24 protein-coding genes are annotated in these 26658 nt (G+C 72.7%); 10 read left to right on the top strand and 14 right to left on the bottom strand.

What is annotated here, in order from left to right:
• Together WCD41_RS20855 and WCD41_RS20860 are read right to left on the bottom strand one after the other, a co-directional pair.
• Entirely contained in the window at positions 1-951 is a 951-nt protein-coding gene (locus WCD41_RS20855) for a carbohydrate ABC transporter permease (RefSeq protein WP_337715927.1), read from the bottom strand.
• 70 nt (positions 952-1021) lie between these two features.
• A complete protein-coding gene (locus WCD41_RS20860; protein ID WP_337715929.1) occupies positions 1022-2323 on the bottom strand; it encodes an extracellular solute-binding protein in 1302 nt (433 codons plus the stop codon).
• Positions 2324-2523: 200 nt separating this feature from the next.
• Between WCD41_RS20860 and WCD41_RS20865 the strand changes: the two genes are divergently transcribed.
• Positions 2524-3582 (top strand): LacI family DNA-binding transcriptional regulator, encoded by a 1059-nt coding sequence (locus WCD41_RS20865; RefSeq protein WP_337715931.1) that lies wholly within the window; start codon positions 2524-2526, stop codon positions 3580-3582.
• Entirely contained in the window at positions 3579-4871 is a 1293-nt protein-coding gene (locus WCD41_RS20870) for a DUF4032 domain-containing protein (RefSeq protein ID WP_337715932.1), read from the top strand. The genes WCD41_RS20865 and WCD41_RS20870 overlap by 4 nt, the downstream gene beginning before the upstream one ends.
• 6 nt (positions 4872-4877) lie before the next feature.
• Here the strand turns inward: WCD41_RS20870 and WCD41_RS20875 are convergent, their stop codons facing one another.
• Both WCD41_RS20875 and WCD41_RS20880 read right to left on the bottom strand, forming a co-directional pair.
• A complete protein-coding gene (locus tag WCD41_RS20875) occupies positions 4878-6548 on the bottom strand; it encodes a glycoside hydrolase family 13 protein (RefSeq protein WP_337715934.1) in 1671 nt (556 codons plus the stop codon).
• A gap of 29 nt (positions 6549-6577) precedes the next feature.
• On the bottom strand, positions 6578-7009 hold the full coding sequence (locus WCD41_RS20880) for a hypothetical protein (protein ID WP_337715936.1): 432 nt from the start codon (positions 7007-7009) through the stop codon (positions 6578-6580).
• 108 nt (positions 7010-7117) lie between these two features.
• Between WCD41_RS20880 and WCD41_RS20885 the strand changes: the two genes are divergently transcribed.
• Positions 7118-7501 (top strand): HNH endonuclease, encoded by a 384-nt coding sequence (locus WCD41_RS20885; RefSeq protein ID WP_337715938.1) that lies wholly within the window; start codon positions 7118-7120, stop codon positions 7499-7501.
• Between the two features lie 217 nt (positions 7502-7718).
• On the opposite strand, the gene WCD41_RS20890 is transcribed toward WCD41_RS20885, so the two are convergent.
• The 4 genes from WCD41_RS20890 to WCD41_RS20905 form a co-directional block, all read right to left on the bottom strand.
• Positions 7719-8549: an aldo/keto reductase gene (locus WCD41_RS20890; protein ID WP_337715940.1), complete on the bottom strand. Its 831-nt coding sequence runs from the start codon at positions 8547-8549 to the stop codon at positions 7719-7721.
• Between the two features lie 73 nt (positions 8550-8622).
• Positions 8623-10179, bottom strand: a complete 1557-nt coding sequence (asnB, locus tag WCD41_RS20895; RefSeq protein WP_337715942.1) for an asparagine synthase (glutamine-hydrolyzing) — start codon at positions 10177-10179, stop codon at positions 8623-8625.
• Positions 10180-10314: 135 nt separating this feature from the next.
• Positions 10315-10932 (bottom strand): NUDIX hydrolase, encoded by a 618-nt coding sequence (locus WCD41_RS20900; protein ID WP_337715944.1) that lies wholly within the window; start codon positions 10930-10932, stop codon positions 10315-10317.
• Positions 10929-11267 (bottom strand): DUF3024 domain-containing protein, encoded by a 339-nt coding sequence (locus WCD41_RS20905; protein ID WP_274281467.1) that lies wholly within the window; start codon positions 11265-11267, stop codon positions 10929-10931. Before WCD41_RS20905 ends, WCD41_RS20900 begins: the two co-directional genes overlap by 4 nt.
• A gap of 145 nt (positions 11268-11412) precedes the next feature.
• Here WCD41_RS20905 and WCD41_RS20910 point away from each other — a divergent pair, with 145 nt between their 5' ends.
• Genes WCD41_RS20910 through WCD41_RS20920 form a run of 3 tightly spaced genes read left to right on the top strand, consistent with a single transcriptional unit; the run spans position 11413 to position 13337 of the window.
• On the top strand, positions 11413-11883 hold the full coding sequence (locus tag WCD41_RS20910) for a hypothetical protein (protein WP_337715948.1): 471 nt from the start codon (positions 11413-11415) through the stop codon (positions 11881-11883).
• A gap of 17 nt (positions 11884-11900) precedes the next feature.
• Positions 11901-12479 (top strand): peroxidase-related enzyme, encoded by a 579-nt coding sequence (locus WCD41_RS20915; protein ID WP_337715952.1) that lies wholly within the window; start codon positions 11901-11903, stop codon positions 12477-12479.
• A 9-nt stretch (positions 12480-12488) separates the two neighbouring features.
• Entirely contained in the window at positions 12489-13337 is an 849-nt protein-coding gene (locus WCD41_RS20920; protein WP_337715954.1) for an NAD(P)-dependent oxidoreductase, read from the top strand.
• Positions 13338-13391: 54 nt separating this feature from the next.
• Here the strand turns inward: WCD41_RS20920 and WCD41_RS20925 are convergent, their stop codons facing one another.
• The 5 genes from WCD41_RS20925 to WCD41_RS20945 form a co-directional block, all read right to left on the bottom strand.
• A complete protein-coding gene (locus tag WCD41_RS20925) occupies positions 13392-14432 on the bottom strand; it encodes a glycoside hydrolase family 6 protein (RefSeq protein ID WP_337715956.1) in 1041 nt (346 codons plus the stop codon).
• 235 nt (positions 14433-14667) lie between these two features.
• Complete coding sequence (gene glxA, locus WCD41_RS20930) at positions 14668-16626, bottom strand: radical copper oxidase GlxA (protein WP_337715958.1); 1959 nt, start codon at positions 16624-16626, stop codon at positions 14668-14670.
• Positions 16623-19607, bottom strand: coding sequence for a glycosyltransferase family 2 protein (locus WCD41_RS20935; RefSeq protein ID WP_337715960.1), 2985 nt, complete (start codon positions 19605-19607; stop codon positions 16623-16625). The genes glxA and WCD41_RS20935 overlap by 4 nt, the downstream gene beginning before the upstream one ends.
• Before the next feature lie 344 nt (positions 19608-19951).
• Positions 19952-20497 (bottom strand): metallophosphoesterase family protein, encoded by a 546-nt coding sequence (locus WCD41_RS20940; RefSeq protein WP_337715962.1) that lies wholly within the window; start codon positions 20495-20497, stop codon positions 19952-19954.
• A gap of 2 nt (positions 20498-20499) precedes the next feature.
• Positions 20500-20952, bottom strand: a complete 453-nt coding sequence (locus WCD41_RS20945) for an SRPBCC family protein (RefSeq protein ID WP_337715964.1) — start codon at positions 20950-20952, stop codon at positions 20500-20502.
• A gap of 67 nt (positions 20953-21019) precedes the next feature.
• Between WCD41_RS20945 and WCD41_RS20950 the strand changes: the two genes are divergently transcribed.
• Positions 21020-22366, top strand: a complete 1347-nt coding sequence (locus tag WCD41_RS20950; protein ID WP_337715966.1) for a cytochrome P450 — start codon at positions 21020-21022, stop codon at positions 22364-22366.
• Between the two features lie 54 nt (positions 22367-22420).
• On the opposite strand, the gene WCD41_RS20955 is transcribed toward WCD41_RS20950, so the two are convergent.
• Positions 22421-23617, bottom strand: a complete 1197-nt coding sequence (locus WCD41_RS20955; protein ID WP_337715968.1) for an acyl-CoA dehydrogenase family protein — start codon at positions 23615-23617, stop codon at positions 22421-22423.
• A gap of 161 nt (positions 23618-23778) precedes the next feature.
• Between WCD41_RS20955 and WCD41_RS20960 the strand changes: the two genes are divergently transcribed.
• The 3 genes from WCD41_RS20960 (at position 23779) to WCD41_RS20970 (ending at position 26440) form a co-directional block, all read left to right on the top strand.
• A complete protein-coding gene (locus WCD41_RS20960; protein WP_337715970.1) occupies positions 23779-23958 on the top strand; it encodes a YegP family protein in 180 nt (59 codons plus the stop codon).
• A gap of 297 nt (positions 23959-24255) precedes the next feature.
• Positions 24256-24591 (top strand): hypothetical protein, encoded by a 336-nt coding sequence (locus WCD41_RS20965; RefSeq protein WP_337715972.1) that lies wholly within the window; start codon positions 24256-24258, stop codon positions 24589-24591.
• A 220-nt stretch (positions 24592-24811) separates the two neighbouring features.
• Positions 24812-26440 (top strand): anti-phage dCTP deaminase, encoded by a 1629-nt coding sequence (locus WCD41_RS20970; protein WP_337715974.1) that lies wholly within the window; start codon positions 24812-24814, stop codon positions 26438-26440.
• Positions 26441-26658: the final 218 nt, after the last annotated feature.

Consider the following 26658-nt stretch of genomic DNA (forward strand, 5'->3'; position numbering starts at 1 on the left):
CTACTCCCCTCGCGCCTGGGACAGGTCGACCTTGAAGCCCTTGATGAACAGGGCACTGATCAGCACCACCGACAGGAACAGCAGCACCGACACCGCCGACCCCAGCCCGATCTCGACGCGCTCGATCGTCTGGCGGTAAGCGAGGAAGGACACCGTCTCGGTGCTGTTCGCGCCGGCGGTCATGACGAACACCGAGTCGAAGACGCGGAACGCGTCCAGGGTGCGGAAGAGGACGGCGACCATGATCGCCGCCTTCATGTTCGGCAGCGTCACCCGGCGCAGGCGCTGCCACCACGTCGCGCCGTCGACCTTGGCCGCCTCCTGCAGCACGTCGGGCACCTGGGCGAGGCCCGCGAGCAGCAGCAGCGAGATGAACGGCGTGGTCTTCCAGATCTCGGCGAGGCAGATGACGAACAGCGAGAGCCCCTGGGTGCCGAACCAGTCGGTCTCGGCGGTCGTGCCGAGGAACGAGAACCAGGAGTTCACGAAGCCGGAGTCGACGCTGAACGCGAACTGCCACGCGAACGCGGAGACCACGGTGATCACCGCATACGGGATGAGGATGACCGTGCGCAGCACCGGCCGCAGGACCTTGAGCGCGTTGAGCATCACCAGGGCCAGGGCGAAGCCGAGGACCAGCTCGACCGCCACCGTGACGACGGTGATCAGCGTGGTGACGCCGAACGACGTCCACCACACCGAGTCGGTGAGGATCACGCCGTAGTTGCCGAGGCCGACGAACGAGGAGTTCTGCGGGTCGGTGAGGCGGTAGTCGAACAGCGAGTCGAAGACCGCCTGGACGATCGGGTACGCCGTGACCAGCAGCATCACGACGAACGCGGGGCCGGCGAGATACCACCCCAGCCGGCGCTCGGCCCGCACCTTCTCGTTCAACCGGGCGCCGCGGGTGGGATCGACGGCGCTCGTGGGGCGGTCGAGTGTGGCGCTCACCAGACCACCTCCGCCGACGTCGGCACGGGCGTGAGGCACGAGCGACCGTGGTGACGGTCGTTGCGGGGGATCACAGCAGAGCCTCCTTCCTCAGCACCGCGGTGATGAGGGCCGTGGCGGCCTCGTTGGTGGCGCCGGGCGTCACCGAGCCCGGCGGGTGGAAGGTCCGCTGGATGCCGCCGGAGACCTCCGCGTAGTACGCCGTCTGGGGCCGGGGCGCGGCCTGGTTGAGCGAGTCACGGATGGTCGGGGCCATCGGGAACTCCGCCAGCACCTCGGGGTCGGTGAACACCGAGGTCCGCGACGACGGGTTGCCGTTGGACACGAAGTAGTAGGCGGAGTTCTCGCGGTTGGAGATGCACGTCGTGGCCTCGTAGGCGAGGTCCGGGTGGTTGCTGAAGGCCCCCACGCCGAGGTTGATGCCGCCCAGCGGCGGGGCACTCGGCCGGTCCGGCGCGACGCGCGGGTAGAGCGTCCAGCCGTAGTCGTCGGGCACCGACTGCTCGAGCGTGCCCTCCTCGACGGCCGACTTCGCCTTCCCCCAGATGAACGGGTAGTTGACCATGAACGCGGCCGACCCGGACTGGAACGACTCGGCGTTGGTGTCCTCGTCGGCGGTCGGGAACCCGGGCGGGGCGACACCCGCGTCGCCGTAGGTGCGCAGGACGCGGGCCGCCTCGATGCCGGGCGGGGCGTTCAGCCCGAGCTGGATGAGGTCCGGGTTCTCCTCGCCGGCGTTGGTGATGATCGAGCCGCCCGCGGACTCGACGAGCGCGTTGACCCACACGGTCAGCGACTCACCGCGGACGCCCTGCGCCGCGATCTGGGTGCGGTTCTGCGCGGCCGCACGGATGATCTGGTCCCAGGTCACCGGCTGGTTCATGTCGATGCCCATGGCCGCGACCGCGGACTTGCGGTACCAGAGCAGCTGGGTGTTGGCCCAGAACGGCACCACGACGAGTCGGCCCTGCCAGGTCGAGGCCTCGATCGAGCTCGGCACCCGGTCCTCGCGTGCGGCCGCCTCGGCGGCGGGCGGCATGGGGGCCAGGAAGCCCGCCTGCGCGAACTCGGGCACGTACGGCGGGTCGATGCTCATGATGTCGATCGACGAGTCGTTGGCGGCGAGGCGCCGCACGAGCTGCTGGCGCTGCTCGGAGGCCTGCCGCGGCAGCGTCGACGTCGCGATCGTGTACCGGCCCCCCGCGGCGGCGGTGCAGCGCGCCGCGATCTCGGCCTGCCCGCCGTCGTCGGGGTTGATGTACCAGGTGAGCACCGGCGGGCCGGCCGGCGCCGAACTGCACGCCGCGGCCATGGCCGCGATCACCGCGACGGCGAGGGCCACCGCGGTGAGCCGCCGACGTTGGTGGCGCATCGCTCTCCTTCCGGACACGTGCACCCACACGAGTGTGGAAGCGCTTGCGGTGGGAGCGTGGTGATGCGCGTCTCACAAGTCAAGTACGAAGAGCGACGGCCCGATCGCACTGGGGCATCTGGGGCCATTGCGTCCAACCCACGGCCCAGCTCCCACGCGCAGCATTGGAAGCGCTTGCGGACCGGTGCCATGCTGCGCGTGTGACCGAGGACACGCAGAGTGGGCGCCGGGCCGCGCCCGCGTCCCCGGCGACCCTCGACGACGTCGCCCGGCGTGCCGGCGTCTCCCCCGCCACCGCGTCCCGGGCCCTCGGCGACCACCCGCACGTCGCCGTGGCCACGCGTGCGCGCGTCCGCGAGGCCGCCGAGGCGCTCGACTACGTCGCCTCCCCCGAGGCGACACGGCTCGCCGGCGGGCCCACCGGCCGCGTCGCCGTGCTGGTCCCGCACCCCGCACGCTGGTTCTTCGGCGAGCTCATCGAGGGCCTCGAGGCCGCGCTGCGGGCCGCCGACCTCGACCTCGTGCTCTTCCGCGTCGGCGGCCCCGAGGAGCGCGCCGCGTTCTTCGACCGGCTCCCGGCCCGCCGCAAGGTCGACGCCGTCGTGGTGCTCGCGTTCGCCGTCGCCGAGGACGAGCACGACCGCCTCGCGTCGCTGGGGGTCGACATCGTGGTCGCGGGCGGGCGCGCGGCGTCGTACCCGTCGGTCGGCGTCGACGACCACGGCGCCGGCCGCCAGGCGATGGACCACCTGATCCACCTCGGGCACCGCCGGATCGGGATGATCGCGGTCGAGAACACCGGGCGGCTCGCACCGGACCCGGACGGCCGGACGTCGGCCTGGCGGGCGGCGCTCGGGGACGCCGGCATCGCCCCGGCCGACGAGCTGCTGGTCACCGTCCCCTGGGGCGGCGAGGGCGGCGCCGACGGGATGGCCCGCCTGCTCGGGCTGCGCACCCCGCCGACGGCGGTGTTCGCCCACGACGACGAGACCGCGCTCGGCGCGGTGCGCACGCTGCGCCGCGCCGGCCTGCGCGTGCCCGAGGACCTGTCCGTGATCGGCGTCGACGACCACCCCCTGGCCGCGCTCGCCGACCTGACCACCGTCGCGCAGCCCGTGCGCGAGCAGGGCCGCCGCGCGGGCGAGCTGGTGGCGGCGGGCCTGCGCGGCGAGCTGCGGGAGCGGGTGCCGCCCGCCGAGCTCCTGCCCACCCGGCTCGTCCTGCGCCGCACCACCTCACCCCCCGGAGCACCGCGATGACCGCACCGGACCTGCGCCTGCGCGTCCCCTCACCCGGCCTGCTCGCCCTGCCGTGGGAGCGCCCGCTCGGCGAGTGGGACCCGGCGACGGTGCCGCTGCGCGAGCTGCCCGTCGGCCCGAGCCGTCACCTCGTGCGGTTCGTCGAGGTCGACGGCACGCTGTGGGCGCTCAAGGAGCTGCCGCCGCGCGTCGCCGGCAAGGAGTTCGACAACCTGCGCCACCTCGAGTCCGCCGGCCTGCCCGCCGTCCGCCCGGCGGGGCTGGTCACCCAGCCCGACCACGCCTGCTCGATCCTGCTGACCCGCTACCTCACCGGCTCGTGGCAGTACCGCCGGCTGATCGCCCGGCTGCCCCCGAACCGGCCGGCCCAGCGGGCGCGGCTCTTCGACGCGATGGTCGGGCTGCTCGTCGAGCTGCACCGCCACGGCGTCTACTGGGGCGACTGCTCGCTGGCCAACACGCTGTTCTCCCGCGACGGGCAGCTCTTCCAGGCGTGGCTGGTCGACGCCGAGACCAGCGAGGTGCACCCGTCGCTGTCCGACGGCCAGCGCACCCAGGACCTCGAGATCCTCGTCGAGAACGTCGCCGCGGGGATGACCGACCTCGCCGCGAGCCTCGGGCGCCCGCCCGAGATCGAGCCGCAGCTCATCGCCGAGGCCATGGAGCTCCCCGAGCGCTACGAGGCGCTGTGGAGCGTGCTGCACGGGCAGGCCCAGTTCGCGTTCGGCGACCGGTACCGCGTCGAGGGCACCGTGCGCGAGCTCAACGACCTCGGCTACGTCGTCGACGAGGTGAGCCTGGCGCCCGCGGAGGACGGCGGGGGCGGGGTGGTCCGGCTGCGCGTGGCCGTCGGCGAGCGCAACCACCACGCCCGCCACCTGCGCGAGCTCACCGGCCTGGAGGTCGGCGAGGGCCAGGCCCGCATCCTGCTCGGCGACCTGCGCGCCCACCAGCGCGCGATCGCCCACGAGCACCCGGGGCGTCGGGTCACCGAGGAACAGGCCATCGCGAGCTGGCGCCACGACGTCCTCACCCCGGGCATGCGCCGCGCGCACGCCGCGGTGCGCCACGTCGGGACGGCCGTCCAGGCCTACTGCGACCTGCTGGAGGTGCGCTGGCTGCTCTCCGAGGCCGAGGGCGCCGACGTCGGCACCGCCCGCGCGCTGGAGGCGCTCGCCGAGCGCGCCCCGACCGACTCCGCGGCGCGCTCGGTCGTCGTCGACACGGCCTCCGACATCCCCGTCGTCGAGGCCGACCCGGCGGTGCCGGACGTGCCGCCCGAATGGTGACGGGCGTCAGCTCACGGCGAGCCAGACCGCGGCGTCGGGACCCAGCCGCCCGTCCTCGAGCGGCACGCTGACCTCCAGCACCTCGTCGTGCGGCGGCAGGTCGACGGGCTCGGCGCCGAGGTTGACCAGGCACGCGAAGCCGGGCTCGCGGCGCAGGTGCAGCACCTCCTCGCCCGGGGCGGACACCCAGGTCAGGTCGCCGTCGCCGAGCGCCGGGTGGGCGCGCCGGCGGCGCAGCACCGAGCGGTAGAGCTCCAGCACCGCCTCGGGGTCACCCTGCTGGCGGTCCGCGGCGTAGGACGGCCACCACGTCGGCTGCGGGAGCCACGGCGCCGCCGCGCCCTCCGGGCTGAAGCCCGCCGCCGCGCCGTCCGTCGCCGACCACGGCAGCGGCACGCGGCACCCGTCCCGCCCGCGCACGGTGTGCCCCGAGCGCTCCCACGTCGGGTCCTGCCGCGCGTCGTCGGGGATGTCCTCCACCTCGGGCAGCCCCAGCTCCTCGCCCTGGTAGACGTACATGCCACCGGGCAGGGCGGCCTCGAGCAGCAGGGCCGCCCGCGCCCGGCGGGTGCCGAGGACCAGGTCCGGGGCCTCGTCGGCCCGCGGCACCGTGGACGTCGGCACCTCCTCACGGGCCGGCGCCGGGCGGCCGTAGCGGCTCGGGTGGCGCACGACGTCGTGGTTCGACAGCACCCAGGTCGCGGGCGCGCCGGCCGCGCGGAGCTGCGCGGTGGTGACGTCGATCGCCTCGCGCAGGGCCGTCGGGTCCCAGGGCGCGACGAGGTAGTCGAAGTTGAACGCCGTGTGCAGACGCCCGGCCGCGACGTAGCGGGCGAGGCGTTCGGGGGCGGGCGTCCAGGCCTCGGCGACGAACATCCGCTCGCCCGGGTACTCGTCGGCGACCCGCCGCCAGGCCTCGTAGATCTCGAGCACGCCGTCGCGGTCGACGAACGGGTGCGTGCCCGCCTCGTACGTGCGGCCGATGAGGTCGCGCGCGTCGCCGAGGTCGGGGAGCTCCGGGTCCTTGACGAGCCCGTGCGCGACGTCGATGCGGAACCCGTCGACGCCGCGGTCGAACCAGAAACGCAGCACCGCCTCGAACTCGGCGGCGACCTCCGGGTTCGCCCAGTTCAGGTCGGGCTGGCCGGGGTCGAACAGGTGGAGGTACCACTGTGCTGGTTCTCCTGGCCTGTCCGGGACCCGCGTCCAGGCCGGCCCGCCGAAGTGCGACTGCCAGTTGGTGGGCGGCTCGGCGCCGTCGGGGCCGCGGCCGACCCGGAAGACGTAGCGGTCGCGCGCCCCGGGCTCGTCGGCGAGGGCCGCGACGAACCAGGCGTGCCGGTCGGACGTGTGGTTGGGCACGATGTCCGGGATCAGCCGCAGCCCGTGCTCGTGGGCGTCGACGATCAGCTTCTCGGCGTCGGTGACCGTGCCGTAGGCGGGCTCGATGGTCCGGTAGTCGGCGACGTCGTAGCCCGCGTCGGCCTGGGGGGACGCGTACCAGGGGTTGATCCACAGCGCGTCGACGCCGAGGTCGGCGAGGTAGGGGAGCTTCTCGCGGATCCCGGCGATGTCCCCGATGCCGTCACCGTCGGCGTCGGCGAAGCTGCGGATGTAGACCTGGTAGATGACGGCCTCGCGCCACCAGGCGACGGCGTCCTCGGGCGAATCGGTCACGCCCTCCACGATGCCCGATGGGCCCCGGCTCAGGCGCGGGCCGTGATGCGCCCCTCGAACTCGTCGGGCTCGGGGATCTCCTCGAGGTCCGGCGCCTCGTCGATGCCCTCCGGCGCGCGGCGCTCGCGCAGGCGCTCGGTGGCCCGGTGCAGCATGGCCAGGGCCGCCTGGGCGAGCCGGATCACGAAGGCGAGGAACAGGCGCGCCTGCTCGGCGAGGAACGCGAACGCCGCGCCGGTCCGGCTCTCGCCCTCGGCGGGGGCCGGCGTGCGCCGCGGGGCGTCCCCACCGGCGCTGCGCTCGTAGAGCGTGTCGGCGAGCTGGTCGACCTTCTCGACCGCGCGGTCGGTGACGGCCGCGAGCACGCGGCCGGCGAGGACGGGGAGCATGCGGCGGGCGGCCTCGCCGAGGATCTGGCCGCTCATCTGACTGGACCGGGGTGCGGTGCCGTTGATGGTCATCACGCCCGACGCTAGGCGTGGATCACCGTCGCGACACTCCCCCGTCGGCACCCACCCCGGCGGCACATGCGAGCCCCCGGGCGGACATCCGGTGGCATCCTGGAGGGGATGCGGCAGCCGGGGCGACGGGAGCGGCTCGACGCCGCGCGCGAGCGCGACGGCGACACCTGTCTGTGGTGCTCCCGCTCCCTGGTCGGCACCGTCGCGGCGACCACCGACCACGTCGTGCCCAAGGTCAAGGGCGGCCCGTCGTGGCTGGAGAACGAGGTGGCCGCCTGCCGCCGCTGCAACGGCGAGCGGGGGCACCGCGGAGCCGTCGAGTGGCTCGATGAGTGCGAACGCCGCGGGTGGGCGCCGGACGCCGAGCGGCTCGAGCGCGTGCTGGTGTCGCTGGTGACGGCCATCGCCGAGCGCGGCGGCCAGCGCCGGGCGCGCCCGCACCTCGACGCCCAGTTGCGCCGGCTGCGCAAGCGCCGCCCGGCCGCGGCCTAGCTGGTGCAGTCTGCTCGGCGCGTTCCGCCCTCGGCCGCTCCGGAGTACGCCGCATCGAGCTGGGTGATTTCCTGACGTCTGACGTCAGCGTGGCCGCCAGGCTGGAACACCCCCCGCACATGGCGCGGCCCGGGCATCGGCGGGCGGGGGCTTCCGCCGATGACCGGGCCGCGGGGGCGTCCCGACGCGCGGGGTGGTGTGCGCCGGGAGACGTTCTCTAGCGGGCGAAGGTGTCGGGGTCCGGCCCGAGCCGCTCCGCCTTCTCCATGCCGTCGATCTTCTGCATGTCCTCGTGGGTCAGCTCGAAGTCGAAGATGTCCTTGTTCTCCCGGATGCGGTCGGGCGTGACCGACTTCGGGAAGATGATGTTGCCGAGCTGGACGTGCCAGCGCAGCACCACCTGCGCGGCGCTCTTGCCGTGCGCCTGCGCGATCTCGACCAGCTCGGGGGCGTCGAGCAGGCCCTTGCCCTGGCCGATCGGGCTCCACGCCTCGGTGCGGATGCCGTGGCGCTCGTGGTACGAGCGCAGGCCGGCCTGCTGCATGTGCGGGTGCAGCTCGATCTGGTTGATCGCCGGCACCGTCTCGGTCTCCTCGAGGAGCTTGTCGAGGTGGTGCGGCTGGAAGTTGGAGACGCCGATGGTGCGCGTCTTGCCGTCCTGGTGCGCCTTCTCGAAGCCCTTCCACGTGTCGACGTAGAGGTCCTTGCCGGGCAGCGGCCAGTGGATGAGGTACAGGTCGACGGCGTCGAGGCCGAGCTTCTGCAGGCTCTCGTCGAGGGCGCGCTGCGCGTCGTCGTAGCCGTGGTTGGAGTTGTTGCACTTCGTGGTGATCCACAGCTCGTCGCGCCCGAGGCCCGACTTCGCGATCGCCTCGCCGACCTCGGCCTCGTTGCCGTACATCTGCGCGGTGTCGATGTGACGGTAGCCGGCCTCGAAGGCCGTCAGGACCGTCTCCGCCGTGTCCGACGGGTCGATCTGGAACACACCGAATCCCAGCTGCGGGATGACCGTGCCGTTGTTCAGCTCGATACCGGGGACATCACTCATGTCCGGCGGTTACCCCGGGTGGTCCGGAACTCAACCACCCGGGGACACCCCTCTGTCTGGGCTGTCAGGTCCGTCAGGCCTCCGCGAACGCACCCAGCGTGCGGTCGGGGCGCACCCCGGCGAACGACCGGTGCCACGTCCGGTAGTACGCGATCTCCTCGTCGCTGCGCAGCGCCCAGCCGTGCTCGACCGTCGGGGGCTCCGCGTCCTGCGCGCCCTCCTTGGCCTTCTCCTTCTCGACGAGCGCGGAGAGCACGTCCTTCGCGCCGGAGCCGTCGCCGAACTGCTCCTTGCCGCGCCAGATGATGTCGTAGGGCACCATCCCGTCGAAGGCCTCGCGCAGGAGCTGCTTCTCCACGCGGTCGTGGATCTTCAGCTTCCACTCGGCGGGCAGGGCGAGCAGCTCGCGCATCACGGTGGCGTCGAGGAACGGCACGCGGGCCTCGAGGCCGTAGTTCATCGTGGTGCGGTCGCAGCGCTGCAGGTTGAGCTCGTGCAGGCTCTCGATCGACCGGACGAGCTCGGCCTGCAGGGCGTCCGGGGTGGAGAACTCGTCGGCGTGGACGTACTCGTAGCCGGCGAACAGCTCGTCGGCGCCCTCGCCGGTGAGCACCACCTTGACGTGCTTGACCGCCTCGCGGGCGAGCAGCAGGTTCGGCACCGCCGAGCGCACCAGCGCCGGGTCGAAGTGCTCGATGACCGTGACGGCCTCGTCCAGCGCCTCCTCGAGGTCGTCCGCGGTCGGGACGATCTCGTGGTGGTCGGTGCCGAGGAAGTCGGCGACGGCGCGGGCCGCGAGCAGGTCGGCCGAGCCCTCGGTGCCGACCGCGAACGTCGGCAGGCGCTCGCCCTTCTCGTCGGCCACCTTGGCGGCGACGGCCGCGACGATCGCGGAGTCGAGGCCGCCGGAGAGGAACACGCCGACGGGCACGTCGCTCATCATGTGGCGACGGATCGAGTCCGACAGGACGTCGCGGATGTGGCCGAGGTCCTCCTCGGTCCACTGCTTGTCGGGGGCGTTGCGCGCGGGGCGCACCTCCACGGGCACGGCGTCGGCGAAGCGCACCATGGCGCCCTCGGCGACGTCGTCGCCGGCGATGCCCGGGGTCCACACGTGCCCGGGCGGGAAGGCCTCGACGTACGGCTGGTCCTCGGGGTCGAAGGCACGCAGCTCGCTCGCGAAGATCGTCACCCCGTCGAGGCGGGCCCAGTAGAGCGGCTTGATGCCGATCGGGTCGCGGGCGACGGCGCCGCGCCCGTCGGTGTGGGCCATCGCGAGGGCGAACATGCCGCGCACCTCGTGGAGCGCCGCGGAGCCGTCGCGGAGCACCAGGCGGAAGGCCGACTCCGTGTCGGAGTCCGTCGCGAAGCGGACCTCGGAGAGGACGTCGCGGATGTCCTCGTGGTTGTAGATCTCACCGTTGCCGACCACGTAGGCCGAGTCGGTGTCGTCGGCGATCGGCTGCTTGCCGCCGCTGACGTCCATGATCGACAGACGCTGGTGGCCGAGCCAGGCGTTCTCCAGCTGCACCCGGCCGGTGTCGTCCGGACCACGGTGGTGGATCCGGGCGAGCATCCGCTCACACTTCTCGGGGTCGATGACGCCGTAGGCGGCGACGATTCCACACACGTGTGTTCACGTTCCTCGTATCGGGGTCTGCTCCCAGACAACCACGATCAAGGCAAGCCACGCACCGTTACGGGGCCTGCGTCACGTCGCCGGAACGGTCAAGCACGTGGATCTCCACGCGGAGTGTTTGATCCGTCACCGCCAGGCGAACACCGGCTGTTCGAGCTCGTCCACCCGCGTCGTGCGTCCGCGCAGCGCGACCTCGCGGAACTGGAGCAGCACCGCGCCGGTCGGGGCGTGGATGAAGTGGCCGACGAGCGGCATCTGCACGACGGGTCGCGGCGACTCCTCGATCGTCAGGAACCGCGGGTCCACGTCGAGCTCGTCGAACGGGATGTGGAAGAGCTCCGAGACCTCGTCGGGCGAGGGCACGAGGTCGGCCACCGCGCCGGTCGCCGCCATCACCACGGGTGTGATCACGAAGCCCGAGCGCGTCGCGTAGTCGTCGAGCAGGCCGAGCACGGTGTCCTCGCCGAGGCGCAGGCCGAGCTCCTCGTCGAGCTCGCGACGGGCGGCCGTGACGGTGTCCTCGCCGGGGTCGACCGACCCGCCCGGCAGGGCGAACTGGCCGGGGTGGTCGCGCAGCCGCGACGTCCGCCGCGTGAGCAGCACCCCGGGGCCGCGCTCGGGGTCGTCCAGCACGACGACGGCGACGGCGGCCGCGCGCAGGTCGGGACGCTCGGCGACCCTGCGCTCGCTCCGGTCGTGCTCGCGGATGCGGGCGGCCACGTCGGCGGTGGTGGCGGCCGTCATCCCCAGAAGATGCCGGTCGGGTCGGCGTCGACGATGTCGAGCAGCGGCGCGGGGGAGCTCGCCTTGGTCTCGTCGGGGTAGCGGTGCCACCGTCCGCTCGAGTCCGGCCAGAGCAGGATCCAGCGCTCCTCGTCGGGCACGAGGCGCAGCTGGGCGATCGGCTCCGTGGTCCAGCCCGTGCCGAGCTCCGGGAACACCGGCGCGCGGCGCGCCGAGATCGTGATCCGCCCGGCCCGCTCCGTGTAGGAGATACGGACCTGGTCGCGCTGCCCTTCGGGCACGCGGCGCGCGCACCACTGGCGCACGAGCGCGCGGTGTTCGTCGGCGACCTCCACGGGACTCACTGTGACACGAGCCCCCCGACGCCCGGGAGTGGGCCGGACCACGGAAGTCCGATCGCGTCCGACCACGACCCGGTCCGGGCCCCGCCGACCGGTCCTGCCAGCATGCTCGTCGCTGGAGCGTCGAGAGGGGCCGTCGGTGATCGCTGGGACAGCGGGGCGCGCGCTCGCGGGGGTCGGGCTCGTCCTGTGCCTCGCGGGATGCGGCAGCGGCGCCTCCGACGCGCCGCCCGCCCCGGCGTCGGCCCCCGCCGCGCCCGCGACCCCGGACCCGGCCGTCAAGCCCTACTGCGACGCGATCACGCGGGTGCAGGCCGAGCAGTCGGCGCCCGGGTCGGGCGGGAACGGCGTCCTGCCGTCGTCGGACGAGGCGCGCCGCCAGGTCGCCGACCTCGTCGCCACGGCCCCGCCCGAGATCGCCGCCGAGTGGCGCACGGTGCAGGGCCTCACCGACCAGGCGCTGACCTCGCTCGCCGAGACCGGGGGCGACCCGACCCGGATCGACCGCGCCGAGCTCGAGCGCCTGCAGCGCGAGGCCACGCCCGCGGTGACCCGCATCCAGGAGGTCACCCAGCAGCGCTGCGGCATCACCTTCCGCCCGCCCGGCTGAGCGTTACCGTCCGGGGCGTGACCGACTCCGTGAGCCGCTTCCCCCTCGTCGAGCCCGAGGACCTCCCCGACGACCTGCGGGAGCGGGTCGGCGCGATCGCCGAACGCTCCGGGTTCGTGCCCAACATCTTCCGGGCGCTCGGGCATCGCCCCGCGGAGCTGCGGGCGTTCCTCGACTACCACGACGCCCTCATGGAGCGGGAGTCGCCGCTGTCGAAGGCCGAGCGCGAGCTGGTGATCGTCGCGACCTCCGGGGCGAACCACTGCACGTACTGCGTCGTCGCCCACGGCGCGATCCTGCGCATCCGCAGCAAGGAGCCCGAGCTCGCCGACCACGTGGGCATCAACCCCTACGGCGCCCCGCTCGACCCGCGCCGGCGCGCGATCGTCGACCTCGCTCTGGCCCTCGCGCTGGACTCGGCGTCGCTGTCCGACGACGACCTCGCCGCCGCGCAGGACGCCGGCCTCTCCGACGAGGAGATCTGGGACATCGGCGCGATCACGGCGTTGTTCGCCATGTCGAACCGCCTCGCCCACCTCACCGCGCTGAAGCCGAACGCCGAGTTCTTCGGCATGGGGCGCGAGCCCCGGGGGTAGGCCGCGCCCATGACGGTCGCAATCCTCGGTACCGGGATCATGGGCGCGGGCATGGCGCGCAGCCTGCTGCGCGAGGGCCACGACGTGACGGTGTGGAACCGCAGCACGGAGAAGGCGAAACCCCTCGCCGACGACGGCGCCCGGGTGGCCGACACGGCCGCCGACGCGGTCGCCGGCGCCGACGTCGTGATCACCATGCTCTTCGACACCGACGCGGTGGCGCAGACGATCGAGCCCGCGCTCGCGGCCTTCGGCGAGGACGCGGTGTGGGTGCAGGCCAGTACGGTCGGCATCGAGGGCACCGCCCGCCTGACCTCGCTGGCCGACGACGCCGGCGTCGCGTTCCTCGACACCCCGATGCTGGGCACGAAGGCGCCCGCGGAGAACGGGCAGCTCGTGGTGCTCGCGTCCGGCGCCTCCTCGCTGCGCGACCGCGTCCAGCCGGTGTTCGACGCGATCGGCTCGCGCACGCAGTGGGTGAGCGAGACCGTCGGCGACGCCAGCCGGCTCAAGCTCGCCATCAACGCGTGGATCGGCGTGATGGTCAACGGCATCGCCCAGTCGATCGCGCTCGCCCGCGGGCTCGGGATCGACCCGCAGCAGTTCCTCGACGCCGTCGACGGCGGGGCGGTCAACGCGCCCTACGTGCAGCTCAAGGGCAAGGCCATGATCGACGGCGACTACACGCCGTCGTTCGAGCTCGACGGCGTCATCAAGGACACCGACCTGATCACGGCGGCGCTGCGCGAGGCCGGCGTGGACACGACGCTCGCGACCGCGGTGCGCGACCGCCTCGCCACCGCCTCGTCGGGCGGCCACGGCAGCGAGGACATGGCCGCCGTCGTCCACGCCTACTGACCGGGTATGTGAGCGAACTTCGGTGCTATAGGCCCGAAGTTCGCTCACATGGGGTCAGGCGCCGGGCGTGTTGTTCGCGAGGTCCAGGGCGTACTGCGGCCAGAAGTCACCGGCCGCCGGGGCGCCGCGGCAGTCGCCGTCCGAGTCGCCCGGCTCCTTCACCCACAGGTAGGCGGCGACGCGCTGCGAGCCGGTGTCGCGGGTGGGCGGGGTGCCGAGCGCGCGGCCCGGCGGGTTGCACCACGTCGGCTGGTCCGGACCCTCGTAGTTGCCGTTGCCGTTGCGGCTGGTGTCGATGACGAAGCGGGCGCCACCGAGCTGGTTGGACACCCGGTCGCCGTAGGCCTGCACCTGCTCGGTGTTCATGAAGTTCGAGACGTTGAGCGCGAAGCCCGCGGCCTGCTCGACGCCGGACTTGCGGAGCCCGTCGACGAGCTTGCCGGTGTCGGTGACGAACCCGGGGTTGCCGGCGTCGATGTAGACCTCGCCGCCCGCGCGGGTCAGGGTCTGCACCGCGTCGGAGAGCAGCTCCTCGCGGCCCTCCTGCTCGCCCTCGCCCTCGCAGTTGGTGAGCGTCTGCGGGAGCGCGTCGGGCTCGAGGACGACGATCGAACGGGTGCCGCCCATGCCGCGGGCGAAGGCGTCGAGCCACTCGCGGTAGGCGCCCTCGTCCTCGGCGCCGCCGCTGGAGTACAGCCCGCAGTCGCGGTTGGGGATGTTGTAGGCGGTGAGCACCGGGGTGCGGCCGGCCGCGCGGGCCTGCGACACGACGCCGGCCACCTCGCCCTCCACGCCGCCGGTCTCGCCGGTCGGCCAGATCGCGACGGGCTGGCGCGCGATCTTCTCGAGCGCGGTCGCGTCCTCCGTGCGTCCCTCGGAGCGCCACTGCTCGACCTGGCGGGCCGCCGAGGACGAGGGGTCGACCCAGAACTCCGAGGGCGCGGGCGCGACCGCCGGGCCGCCCTCGCCGCCGCCCTCGCCGGACCCGCCGCCGGAGCACGCCGACAGGCCGAGCGCGGCGATCGCGATCAGTGCGCCCGCCGCGAGCCGTGTCCTCGTCAACCGTCCGGCCTCGCGGTGCGTGTCCTGCGTCATCGATCCCGTCCTGCTCCGGTGTCTCGTGCAGCCGTGTCTGATCCGGCCCTGGTCTCGGCCCTGGTCTCCGGCACTCGTCCGTCCGGAGTCAGGCTCCCAGGCCACCCCGTGGCGCCCGTGTGGGGGTCGCGACCGCCCGTCGCCCCCCGGCGTCCGCTCGGCGGCTCGTCCTCCGATCCGGCCCGTCCGGCGGTCCCGTGAGGGGGCCACCACGCGACCGAGGTCACGGAGGAGGTCACGCGGCCTCCGCGCGGCCCGGCTCGGGCACCTCGATCCAGCGGCCCACCGACGGCACGCCGCGGTCGTCGAGGAGGAAGAGCATGTAGCGCCCGGGCGGCGCGATCGCGCGGTCCCGGGGCAGCGTCACCGAGACACCCGCGCCGCTCTTCGTCATGTCGAGGGCGATCGAGCGCTGGTGGGTGTCGGTGACGTGCGTGGACGCCATCGGCGCCATGAGCCGCGCGCTCTGGATGCGCGCCGCGTCGGGCGTGGCGACCGCGACCGTGTCGCCGAGCTCGGCCCGCGGGGGCGCGTCGGCGATGGTCGGTTGCGGGCCACGGAAGAGGTACGGCGGCGTGTAGATCTCGATGCGCTGCTCGAACGTGCCCGGGATGGTGTTCGCCTGGTCGTTGAACAGCGGGTCGGAGCCCACCACCATCACGCGGCCGTCGGGCAGCAGCATGCTCGCCGAGTGGTAGTTGCGACCGACCGCGGGATCGGCGGCGTAGTCGAGCGTGTTGGTCTGCGGCCGGTAGATGCGGGCGTTGTGGTTGTTGGTGTCGCCCTTGCCGCGGTAGTCCCGTGACCCGTTGCTGATCAGCATCGAGTCGTCCGGCAGCGTCGTGAGGTTCGGGTAGCGCGTGCCCTCGGGCAGCATCGGGCCCGGCTGCCAGGTGGGGTTCGGGCTGTCGAGGTCGATCGTGTCGATCCGCGCGGTCGAGCGCGGGCTCTCGCCGACCCCGCCGCCGCCGACGACGGCGATGCGCTGGTCCTGCACCGGCCCCGCCCACGCCGAACCCGCCGTCTCCAGCAGGTCCGGATCGCGCATGCCGGGGATCGGGGTGATGACGTTGGTGCGCAGGTTCCAGAAGCCGGGGACGCGGCCCGCCTCGGCCGGCCCGTAGCCCGAGTTGGCCCCGGAGTAGAAGAGGAAGTCGTCGCGCGCGGTCTGGAACAGCGCCGGGTACGTCGGGAAGTACTGGGTGAGGTCCTTGCGCTCGTTCCAGGTGCGCGTCACCGGGTCGTAGACCTCGTTCTGCCCGTTGAGGACCTCGCCGGTGCCGTCGAGCCCGGAGACCGCGATGACGCCGCCGTCGGCGAGCCCGGTCAGCGTCGGGTACCAGCGCTTGAAGACCATGTCGCCGACGCGCTCGTAGGCCTCGGTGTACGGGTTGAACTCGTAGGTCTGCTCGATGCCCTGGTAGTTCTGCTTCTTGAGCGTCATCGCCTGGCCCAGGGCGTAGATGTTCTGGGCGTCGGCCGCGGGGACACCGCCCACGGCGTACTGGCGCGGGCCCTCGAAGACGTACCCCGGGCCGGGCTCGACGGCCTCGGCGAACACCGTGGTCTCGCTGGCGGTCACCGTCGCGCCCCGCCGGGTCGCGACCTTGGTGGCCGGCTCGACGACGAACGGGTGCGTCGCGCGGTAGACCAGCCCCTCGGGCGTGCGGAACTCCGTGCCCGCCGGCAGCGACAGCGGCGCGGCGTCCGGGTCCTCGTTCTTCACGATCACGCCGCCGCCGGCGTTGGTGACCGCGCCGTCGAGGCGCTCGTAGCGCTGGGTGCCGCCGGCCACGAGCAGGTTGCCCGAGGCGAGGAACGTGTGGCCCGAGCAGAACATGTCGTCGGGCGTCGGGACGACGCGGCTACGCCCGGTCGCGGGGTCGTACACGAGGCTCTTGAAGGTCCCCGCGTTGAACATGTCCTCCTTGTTGCCGGAGCCGGCGATGAGGAGGATGCGCCCGGTCGGCAGCACCGCGGCGTGGATCGCGTTGACCTTCTGCTCGTCCGGCAGCTCGACGACGTCCCACTTGCCGAACTGCTCCTTGTACTCCTGGCTGTTGATCAGCCGCTGGTGGCGCAGCTCGGAGATCCAGGCCCAGGCGGGCGGCACGTTCACGCCGAGCATCACGGCCGGGACGATGACGAGGAGCAGGAAGCGCTTGACCCGTCGAGTCAGTCCCTGCCCGATCAACTCGCCTCCGTCCGTCGCCCTTCGATGTCCGGCGGCAACCCGGCACCGGAGTGCTGGGCGGGCCCGGCCACCGCGGCCAGCGCCACCACGCGCACCGCGACCGTCGGGGCGTTCACCGAGACGGCGTCGGACGCGTGGGTCCCACCGTCTCGTCCGTCGTGTCGCTTTGCTGTTTCGTTACCGATGCTAGACCCGGCCGAGACCGGGATCACCGGGCGCCCGCCGTCGGCCTCGAGCTCGGCTGCGCTCGACAGCAGCATCGGCGGCCGCTCACGCCGCGGACCGGGGCGCGGGACGCGGGTCCCCGACCCGTCGGGGCGCGGCGAGGGCGAGGGGGTCGGGCGACCGCCCGCGACGCCGTCGCCCGCCGCGGCGGGACGGGCCTCGGGGCGCGCGTCCGGCCGCGGACCGCCGGGCGCCACCGGGCCCTGGGGATCGCCGGGCGGCACGTACCGGCCGCCCTGCTCGGCCGCCGCGGGCCGCTCGGGGCGATCGCCCGGCCGCTCGCCCGGGCGCTGTCCCGGCGCCGCGAACGGGCTGGGCCCGGGACGCGGGGTGGGGGTCGGCCGGGGGCGCGACCCCGGCGGGGTCGACGCCGGACGCGGGGACGGCGAGGGCGACGAGCTCGGCGACGGGGTCGGCGTGGGGGACGGCGGGGGCACCGCGCCCGGGCCGGGCACCGGAGGGCGCCCGGTGGGGCGCTGACCGGGCTGACCGGGCTGGGCGGGCTGCTGGCCGGGCTGGCCCGGGTGCGCGGCCGGCCGGGGCGCGGGCGCCGGGCCGGGCTGATGAGCGGGCTGACCGGGCTGCTGCGGTGCGGGCTGGCCGGGCTGCTGGCCCGGCTGCTGGCCCGCCGCCGGCACGGCGGGGCGCCGCCGGTCGCGCGGCACCGGCGACGGCGCCGGGTCGATCCCGCGACCGTCCTCGGGGGCCCGCCGGCGCCCCGGGGTCGGGCGGACGTCCGGGCGCTGCTCGTCGGGACGGGCGGGCCGGGGCGCGGGCGTGGGTGCGGGCACGGGGGCCCCGTCGCGCTGCCGGCCGGCCAGCGAGGACGTCCGGACCCAGCCCGGGGGCAGGTCGCCCCCGGCGGCGTGGTCCGGGAAGCCCTCCCGGGCCGGCTCGCCGTCGCGACGCGGCGAGCGGCGGGTCGTGCTCCCGGCGGCGAGCAGCGCGTCGAGCGCCGCGCGCTCGAGCGACTCGGTGGTGACCCCGGACCGGCCGTCGGCGAGCACGGGCGCGGAGGCGATCGCCGGCTGCCGACCGACGATGCGCTCGACAAGGCACAGGATCGGGGGCGCGAGGCAGGACGCGAGCGCCACGGCGGGCCACAGGAGCACGGCCGGGGTCGCGTAGCCCTGGAAGATCGCCAGCACGATCGCGCCGATGAGCAGCGCCGCCCACTGCAGGTGGCGCCGGAACGTCAAGATGTGGTCGGCGCTCGACGACAGGCCCTTGGGCGTGACGACGAAGCGCGCGGGCAGCCGCAGGAGCGTGGCGATCAGCGACGCCGCGAAGATCGGCGCCGCGAAGATCGACATCAGCATGCCCTTGACGCCGGAGCTGCCCTCGGCCTCGTAGGGGCTGACGTTGTAACGGCGGTTGCGCAGGTAGACCCAGAGCTGGAACGCCGTCGCGTCGATGTAGAGCGCCAGCCACAGCTGGACCGGGACGACGACGCCCTGGACGCCCAGGGCGAGGAAGAGGCAGGCGTTCACCGCCCCGAGGACCCACCCGATCGCCATCGACGGGTAGAAGGTCGTGATCAGGATGTAGTGCAGCGCGCGGCCCGGCGACAGGCGCGGCAGGCGCAGCAGCATCTCCTTGAGCAGCACCTCGAACGTGCCGCGCGACCAGCGCATCTGCTGGCTGAAGAAGTCGCCCCAGGAGGACGGGCCCTCGCCGACCGCGAGCACGTCGGGCGTGTAGACCGACTTCCACCGCCGCCCCGACGCCGGGTTGCGGCGCGTGTGGAACTTCAACCCGGTGGCCATGTCCTCGGTGATCGAGTCGGACAGGCCGCCGATGCCCTGCAGGGCACTGATGCGGATCGCGTTGTTGGTGCCGACCAGCATCGCGGCGTTGTAGCGGTTCGCGGCGCGCTGGATCAGCGAGTGGAACGGGAACTGCTGCGACTCCGCGGCCCGGGTCACGAACGTCTCGTCGTTCGCGTAGCACTGCGGGCCGACGACGTAGGCGACGTCGGGGTCGCGGAAGTAGCCGAGGATGCGCTCGGCGTAGTTCGGCAGCGGCACGTGGTCGGGGTCGACCGAGAGGAAGACCTCGTAGGAGTCGCCGTGCTCGGACACCCAGGCGTTGTAGTTGCCGTGCTTGGTCTTGGCCTTGAAGGCGCCCTTGCGCTGGTTGTACTGCGCGATGCCCTTGCGGGTGAAGTGGTTGACGCCGAGCTCGCGGCACATCGCCTTGACGTCGTCGTCGTCGCCCTCGTCGAGGATCCAGACGTCGAGGATGCCGTCGTACTGGATCCGCAGCGCGGCCTGCAGCGTGCCGCGCACGACGTCGATCGGTTCCTTGCTGGGGACGATCGTGGTGAGGAAGGCGATCCGCTGGTCGGGGCGGGGCGGCACGGGGACGGGGTCGCGGCTGATCACCGACGCCAGCGACAGCGAGAAGACGTTGATCAGGCGGAGGAGCTCCATGAGCCCGATCGAGCCGATGACGATCCAGTTCGCGTAGATCGCGAAGTCCGACCCGATCACCGGCGGCCGGTGCGATGGGTGGAGCAGCCAGAGGAAGAACAGCGCCTCGAACGCGAAGTTCAGGCCGGCGACGAGCAGGGACCGCGCCACCCGGCCGCGTCCGTGCACCGCGTCGACACCTCGGTAGGCGACGCGGTAGAGACCGTCGGCAGGGTCCGGCTCACGGATCGGGCCCGCGAGCTGGGAGAACTCCTGGATGCGACGGCCGACGACGAGTTCCGACTCGTCGACCTCGTCCGGGGGTCGCTCGGCAAGAAGGGTCATCGGCCGTTTCGTCTCGATCCTCGCGACGGCACCGACCGCACTGCACCGGTGATCGTCACGAGCCTCCCGTCGTCGTCCTGCCCCACGCGGGCCCGCGAGGGGGCGGTACCGCCGACGTGCCGTCCTCCTGCTCGGTCATCGGTCGTCCCGGGCGCCTGGCGGTGTTCCACCGGCCCCGGAAACGGTAAGGGCATCACCCACCGTGCTCACGGAGGGGGACGGTTGTTCGTCCGACCCGTTGGCCACGACCAGCAGCATCGCCCAATATTCGCCCGACCGGGGGACGCGGAGCGGACGTCACACCCACAACCGCCCATTCGGGGAGGATGACGCAGAGTAGTACGTCAGGGACGCCGTGACGTCGGAGCGGGAGCGAGATCGTGGCGCTCCACCGCGACCAGCGCGCCGTCGCGGACCGCGGCGGTCATGTAGGTGCACGCCGGCTGCCGGCGCCGCTCGGTGGGCGAGCCCGGGTTGAGCAGACGGACGCCGCCCGGGGTCGTGCTGTCCCACGGGATGTGGCTGTGGCCGAAGACGAGGACGTCGACCGGCGTGGTGCCCCCGGGACCGAACCGGGCGTCGCAGCGCCGCTCGCGCCCGTCCGTCGCCCCGGTCTCGTGCGTCACGGCCAGGCGCAGGCCGTCGACGTCCGCGACGGCGGTCTCGGGGAGCCGGGCCCGCAGCTCCTCGCCGTCGTTGTTGCCCCAGCACGCGACCAGCCGCGTCGCCCGGCGCTCGAGCGCGTCGAGCAACGTGGGGTCCATCCAGTCGCCCGCGTGCACGACGGCGTCGGCCGCGTCGACCTGCTCCCAGAGCTCGGCCGGCAGTTCGCGCCGCGGATAGCGCGGGGTGAGGTGCGTGTCGGCGGTGAGCAGCAGTCGGGTGGTCATGCTCAGCGCTCCAGCAGCAGGGAGTGCAGCGCGATCAGCGCGAGCGGGGCGTAGGGAACCACGACGACGGCGGGGCCCGTGGTGCGCAGCCAGGTCCGCGCGCCCACACCCGGGGCGTCGTCGGCCCGCGGGTCCTCGACGCCGTGGTCGAGGTGCAGCGTGATCGGCCCGACGCGCACGCGCCACGACCAGGTGCGTGCGACCTCGTCGACCGCGAGGACCTCGAACGGGACGTGGACCACCCCCGCCGCCCGGACCGCTCCCTGCAGACCCGCGTGCAGCCGGCGGCCCTGCCCGGCGGCCACCGTCACCCCGGAGATCTGCGGTGCCCAATGGCTCCAGCGGTCGAGGTCGGCGTAGCGCTCCCACGCCGCGTCGGCGGGCAGCGGGCCGGTGGCGCGGAGGGTCGTCTGCACGGTCGGGGCGTACCCGCGACGGACCTGGACGACGAACACATACTCCGAGTATGGTTTCGCTCCGACGCCGGTACGGAGTCGTACCAACCGACCGCGGGAGGCCGCCGTGTCCCTTGTCTCCGGACTGTCCTCGACCCCGCTCGGCACCACCCTGCGCTGGGGCGCCACCCACGGCCTGATGCGCGCCGCGATCCGCCGCCAGGTGCGCGCGGGCAACCCCGACGCGCGGCTGCTGCTCGACCCGGTGATGCAGGCCGACCCGTTCCCGCACTACGAGACGCTGCGGGCGTCGTACCCCTTCGCCCCCGGCGCGTTCGCCCGGCTGACCGTTCACCACGACGTCGCCACGGCCGTGCTGCGCAGCGACGACTTCGGCGTGACCCACCCGACCGAGGTCGTCCCCGCGCCCGCCAAGGCGGCGCTCGCGCTGGCCGGCCCGCCGCGCAACCCCGGCCCGATCGAGCCCCCGTCGATGCTCGCCGTCGACGCCCCCGACCACGCGCGCTACCGCAAGCTCGTCAGCCGCGCCTTCACCGCGAAGCGGGTGGCCGCCCTGCGCGAGCGCACCGCCGAGGTGGCCCAGGAGCTCCTCGACGAGATGGACTCCGCCGCCCGGGCGTCGGGCGACCTCACCGTCGACCTGGTCGAGCGCTACGCGAGCCTGCTGCCCGTCACCGTGATCAGCGAGATGCTCGGTGTGCCGACCTCGATGCGCGACCAGTTCCTCGCCTGGGGCGACGGCGCCGCCACCTCGCTGGACATGGGGCTCACGCGCCGGGCGCACGCCTCCATGGAGCGCAACCTCGCCGCCCTCAACGACTGGATGCGCGTGCACCTGCGCCGGCTGCGCCGCGAGCCCGGCGACGACCTGCTGTCCAGCATCGTCGGCCAGGTCGACGACGACGGCGCCGGCCTCACCGAGCAGGAGCTGGTGTCCACCGCGCTGCTGGTGCTCGCCGCCGGCTTCGAGACCACCGTCAACCTCATCGGCAACGGCACCAGCCAGCTCTTCGCCCACCCGGAGCAGCGCGAGCGCCTGGCCGCCGAGCCGGAGCTGTGGCCGACCGCCGTCGACGAGATCCTCCGGTTCGACCCGCCGGTCGAGCGCACGGCGCGCCGGGCGAAGGTCGACACCGAGGTCGCCGGCAAGGCCGTGGCGGCGGGCGACCTCGTCGTCACCGTGCTGGCGGGCGCCAACCGCGACCCGCAGGTGTTCACCGACCCCGGGACGTTCGACGTCGGGCGGGCCAACGCGAAGGACCACCTCGCGTTCTCCAGCGGGGCGCACTTCTGCCTCGGCGCCCAGCTCGCCCGCATGGAGGGCGAGGTCGCGCTGCGGGCGCTCTTCGAGCGCCACCCGCGGCTCGCCCCCGCCGGGGAGGCCCGACGGCGGCCCACCCGCATCCTGCGGGGCTACGCCGCGCTGCCGGTGGTGTGCGCTTCGCGCATGTGAGCACTTTCGCGTGCTGGAGCACGCGAAAGTGCTCACGAGCGCCGGAGGCGCACCTCAGGTGAAGGCGCTGTAGCCGGTGATCTCGCGCCCCACGATGAGGGTCTGGATGGTCTCGGTGCCCTCGAAGGTGTGGATCGACTCGATGTCGGCCATGTGCCGCACGACGTGGTTGTCGAGCAGGATCCCGTTGCCGCCGAGCAGGTCGCGGGCGTGGTGGAGCACCCAGCGCGCCTTGCGGGTGTTGTTCATCTTGGCGAGCCCGGCGATGGTCGGCGCGAGGTCGTCGTCCTCCGCGAGCTGCGCGATCTGCATGCAGTAGAGCTGCATGCCCGTGAGCTCGGCGAGCATCTGCACCAGCCGCTCCTGGACGATCTGCATCCCGGCCAGCGGCTTGCCGAACTGCTTCCGTTCGAGCGCGTAGCGCAGCGCCGCGTCGTAGCCCGCGGTCGCGTGGCCGAGCGCCATCCAGGCGCAGGTGCCGCGCGTGGTCGCGAGCACCCGACCGGTGTCCTTGAAGCTCTCCGCGCCCGGCAGCCGGTCGCGCTCGGGCACGCGCACGCCGTCGAGGCGGATGTCGGCCTGCCACACCGACCGCATCGAGCCCTTGCGCGGGATGATCTCGGCCTCGTAGCCGGGCGAGGACGTGTCGACGAGGAAGCCGAGCACGGTGTTGGTCTCGGTGTCGCGGGCCCAGATCACGGTGCGCCCGGCGATGCTGCCGTTGCCGATCCAGCGCTTGCGCCCGTCGATCACCCAGTCGTCACCGTCGCGGCGGGCGGACGTCTCCAGCGACACCGAGTCCGACCCGTGCTCCGGCTCGGTGAGACCGAAGGCGCCGACGAGGTCGAGCCGGGCCATCGCCGGCAGGAACTCCTGCTTCTGCTCCTCCGAGCCGAGCATCGCGATCGACTTCATCGCGAGGCCCGACTGCACGGCGTGGAACGTCGCGAGACTCCCGTCGCCGCGCGCGAGCTCCATGGCGACCAGGCCGCACGTCAGGGGGTCGTTCCCCGGGCAGCCGTAGCCGGTGATGTCGTCGCCGACGATGCCCAGCTCGGGCAGCCCGTTGATGACCTCCCACGGCATCTCGGCGGCGTCCCAGGCGGCGGGCGCGGCCGGGGTCACCACGCGGTCGACGTAGCGCCGCACGGCCATGAACGTGTCCCACTGCGCGGGGGTGAAGCGGCGGCGCACCGAGAAGAAGTCGGTGCCGAGCGCCTCGGTGAGCGGACCCTCGCTGTCGACCGTCATGGCGTCTCCGTTCCCCGTGACCGTCCTCACCACTCCACCGTCCGGACTCCCGCGCGGCGCGCGTCGGCCGGTTGCGCCCACCCTGCGTCTCTTCGTACTAGCGTCCGGCCCTGTCCAGCACGTCAGCCCAGGTACGTTCAACACCGAGCGGAGGAAGCCGCATGGCGGGCAAGTTCGAGGTGTACGAGGACAAGGCCGGCAAGTTCCGGTTCCGGCTGAAGGCCAGCAACGGCCAGATCGTCGCGTCCGGCGAGGCCTACGAGACGAAGGCCGCCGCCCGCAAGGGCTGCGAGTCGGTCCAGAAGGCGGCCAGCGGCGCGCCCATCGAGGAGACCGCCTGAGCGGTCCGCGATCCGATCGGCCCCGGCCGGTCCACCGACCGGCCGGGGTCGTCACGCCACCCCAGCGGGTGGCACATTCGTCCGTTGGCACCAGCGTGCCTGGCCGAACAGCGACGTTGCTGACACCGCAGCGCAATCATCTTCGCGAAACCTGTTCCGTTCACCGCACTGCCGGGGTATATCCAGGGTCTTCGTCACCCGAGTGGCCGCACACGACAGCGCGGCCGCCCGGTTCACGGTGGGCATCGTCTGGACGCCCGTCCAACACCGCCGTGAGCGTTCCTCCGGGGGGAGTGGATGGACGGACAGGCACACCCGATGTTCGGGAACCGCTACGACGGTGCCGGCGAGTACCTGGTGGTCGTCGTCGACACGGTGGGGCGGTTCCGCGACGCCTACGGGCCCTACGCGCTCGGCGCGGCGCACCAGGAGGCCGAGCGGCGGCGACGTGCGCTCACCGAGGCGGGTGAGCACGCCGCCGACGTCCGCATCGCCCGGCACCACCCGGTGACGGTCCCGCGGCCCCGCGGCCCTGGCGCCCGGCGCCGTGAGCCCTACTGGATGTGGCGTCCGCTGATCGCACGGGCGATGACGAGCTGCTGGATCTGCTCGGTGCCCTCGAAGATGTCGTAGATCTGTCGCGGGTCGTCTGCGACTTGCGCCGCCTCCGGGTGGACCTGCTGCGACCTGGGCCGGAGCTGCTCGACAGTTCTCAGCTCAGCTCGGCCTTCCCTGACCTCCGACGGCCTGGCGACGGCCTGGATGTCGAGCCACGACTGCCCCCCGGAGCGCCCGATGACGAGCTGCACGAGGAGGTCGCCTACCCTTAACGGCTCGACGAGAGGGAGCCGTCATGACGAACGGGTCGACGCGACTGGTCGAGGGTACGGCCATCGACCGGGCGGAGATCGTGATCGGTTTGGTCGGGGCCCTCGGAACTGATCTCTCGACAGTCGAGACCGCGCTGAGCAACGCGCTGCTGTCAGTCGGGTACCGGTCGGGCTCGGTGCGGATCAGTGACCTGATCAAGGACGCGTACGCTCGAGCTGGTAAGCCTGCCGCTGAGCCGTTGACCAAGCTTGATGCGCTCATGGATCAGGGCGATGCGCTCCGCGAGGCGATCAACCATGGCGGCGCAGCCGCGGGCCTCGCCGTCACTGCGATCTCAACCCAGAGATTCGAAAAGTCCGGGGACTCGAATCACGAGCGCGAGTCCTTTGCGACTATCATTCGTCAGCTCAAGCACCCCGAAGAAGTACGTGTGCTGCGCTCGACGTACGGGCCGCGCTTTGTCCTTGTGGGAGCATGGTCGCCGAGGGAGGACCGGTCGAAGGCGGTCGAGAAGCGCCTCCGCCAAACCCTTCATCCGGGCAAGGAGCAGAGTTGGTACGTCCAACAAGTTAGCCGACTTCTTGCGCGGGACGAGAAGGATGGAGCGAATCGCCGGCTCGGTCAGCGAGTCAGAGACACCTTCGAGCTGGCTGATGCTTACCTGGCAGTGCGGTCCGGAGTTGACATCAGTGGCGCGGCGACGCGTCTGGTTCATCTCCTCTTCGGAAAGCACTACGAGACTCCAACGGCAACTGAACAAGCCATGTTTCAGGCCTGGGGAGCCCGTCTAAGGTCGTCCGACGCGGGACGTCAAGTTGGCGCAGTCGTTATCGACGATCAAGGTGAGCTCGTCCTCTCCGGCTCCAACGAGGTACCGAAACCTGGGGGCGGGCAGTACTGGACCGGGGACGAACCTGATCATCGAGACTTCACAGAAGGCTCGGACGTCAACGAGCAACAGAAGATCGCCATCGTCACTGATGTTCTACAGGCGTTGCAACGCGAACCAGGTTGGTTGGCGCCGGACCGTCAAGCGAAGGACGTCGAGGAGCTAGCCGCGGAGGCTATCAACGGCGGTCCCTTGGCAGACACCCGAATCGGAGACCTTCTTGAATTCGGACGCGTGACCCATGCCGAGATGGCAGCAATCTGTACGGCCGCCCGCCGAGGCGTTTCGATCCGCAACATGACTATGATGTCGACGACGTACCCCTGCCACGAGTGCGCGCGCGTCATTATCGCCTCAGGTATCTCGAGAGTCGTCTACATCGACCCTTACCCAAAGTCTCAGGTACCTGAGATGTATCGCCACGAGATCGTCGACGGCCCGACGCAGTCTCGCGAGGCGGTAGTGTTTGAGCCCTTCGAGGGTGTCGCGCCACGGCTCTACTCGCGAGTCTTCGCGAAGGCTGATCGTAGCCGCGACGCTATGGGGGAGTACGGCACCTGGAGCCCGACGGCGGCACCGCCGCGCCTCGTGGCCGAGGCAGAAGCGACATACCCGATGTCTTACATGGAAGACGGCGTGATGAGCCGGCTAGACGACGCGCTCAAGCAGGCCGGTTGGGCTGAGGCCGACATCCCCTCAGTCGACGGTATCGCCGAGGCAGTCGTCCGGGCGGTGGACGGGGCCGATCCCACGGCCGAGTGACGTTGTCGGACCCTCGTGCTCCACTGGACACGCTCATCCAACAGTGCTACCGGGACGCGGAGGCTGTCTCGATGCTGCACAATGCGCCCAAGCGCCTAGACCTCGGGGAGACGACATGAGCAAGGGTAGCTGGATCACCGACGCGTTCGCACGGGCATCGGCCCGGTCGAAGAACCTTCCCCCTCACGCTCGGCCGGTCGTCACCCGCCCTGAGGTCT

The organism is Actinomycetospora aeridis (genome assembly GCF_037400275.1).
In the GTDB taxonomy this organism is placed as follows: domain Bacteria; phylum Actinomycetota; class Actinomycetes; order Mycobacteriales; family Pseudonocardiaceae; genus Actinomycetospora; species Actinomycetospora aeridis.

Coding starts and splice junctions, on each gene's coding strand:
- WCD41_RS20860 (WP_337715929.1), bottom strand. CDS start 2,323: ATGCGCCACCAACGTCGGCGGCTCACCGCGGTGGCCCTCGCCGTCGCG.
- WCD41_RS20870 (WP_337715932.1), top strand. CDS start 3,579: ATGACCGCACCGGACCTGCGCCTGCGCGTCCCCTCACCCGGCCTGCTC.
- WCD41_RS20880 (WP_337715936.1), bottom strand. CDS start 7,009: ATGACCATCAACGGCACCGCACCCCGGTCCAGTCAGATGAGCGGCCAG.
- WCD41_RS20885 (WP_337715938.1), top strand. CDS start 7,118: ATGCGGCAGCCGGGGCGACGGGAGCGGCTCGACGCCGCGCGCGAGCGC.
- WCD41_RS20890 (WP_337715940.1), bottom strand. CDS start 8,549: ATGAGTGATGTCCCCGGTATCGAGCTGAACAACGGCACGGTCATCCCG.
- WCD41_RS20900 (WP_337715944.1), bottom strand. CDS start 10,932: ATGACGGCCGCCACCACCGCCGACGTGGCCGCCCGCATCCGCGAGCAC.
- WCD41_RS20920 (WP_337715954.1), top strand. CDS start 12,489: ATGACGGTCGCAATCCTCGGTACCGGGATCATGGGCGCGGGCATGGCG.
- WCD41_RS20925 (WP_337715956.1), bottom strand. CDS start 14,432: ATGACGCAGGACACGCACCGCGAGGCCGGACGGTTGACGAGGACACGG.
- WCD41_RS20935 (WP_337715960.1), bottom strand. CDS start 19,607: ATGACCCTTCTTGCCGAGCGACCCCCGGACGAGGTCGACGAGTCGGAA.
- WCD41_RS20940 (WP_337715962.1), bottom strand. CDS start 20,497: ATGACCACCCGACTGCTGCTCACCGCCGACACGCACCTCACCCCGCGC.
- WCD41_RS20955 (WP_337715968.1), bottom strand. CDS start 23,617: ATGACGGTCGACAGCGAGGGTCCGCTCACCGAGGCGCTCGGCACCGAC.
- WCD41_RS20960 (WP_337715970.1), top strand. CDS start 23,779: ATGGCGGGCAAGTTCGAGGTGTACGAGGACAAGGCCGGCAAGTTCCGG.
- WCD41_RS20965 (WP_337715972.1), top strand. CDS start 24,256: ATGGACGGACAGGCACACCCGATGTTCGGGAACCGCTACGACGGTGCC.
- WCD41_RS20970 (WP_337715974.1), top strand. CDS start 24,812: ATGACGAACGGGTCGACGCGACTGGTCGAGGGTACGGCCATCGACCGG.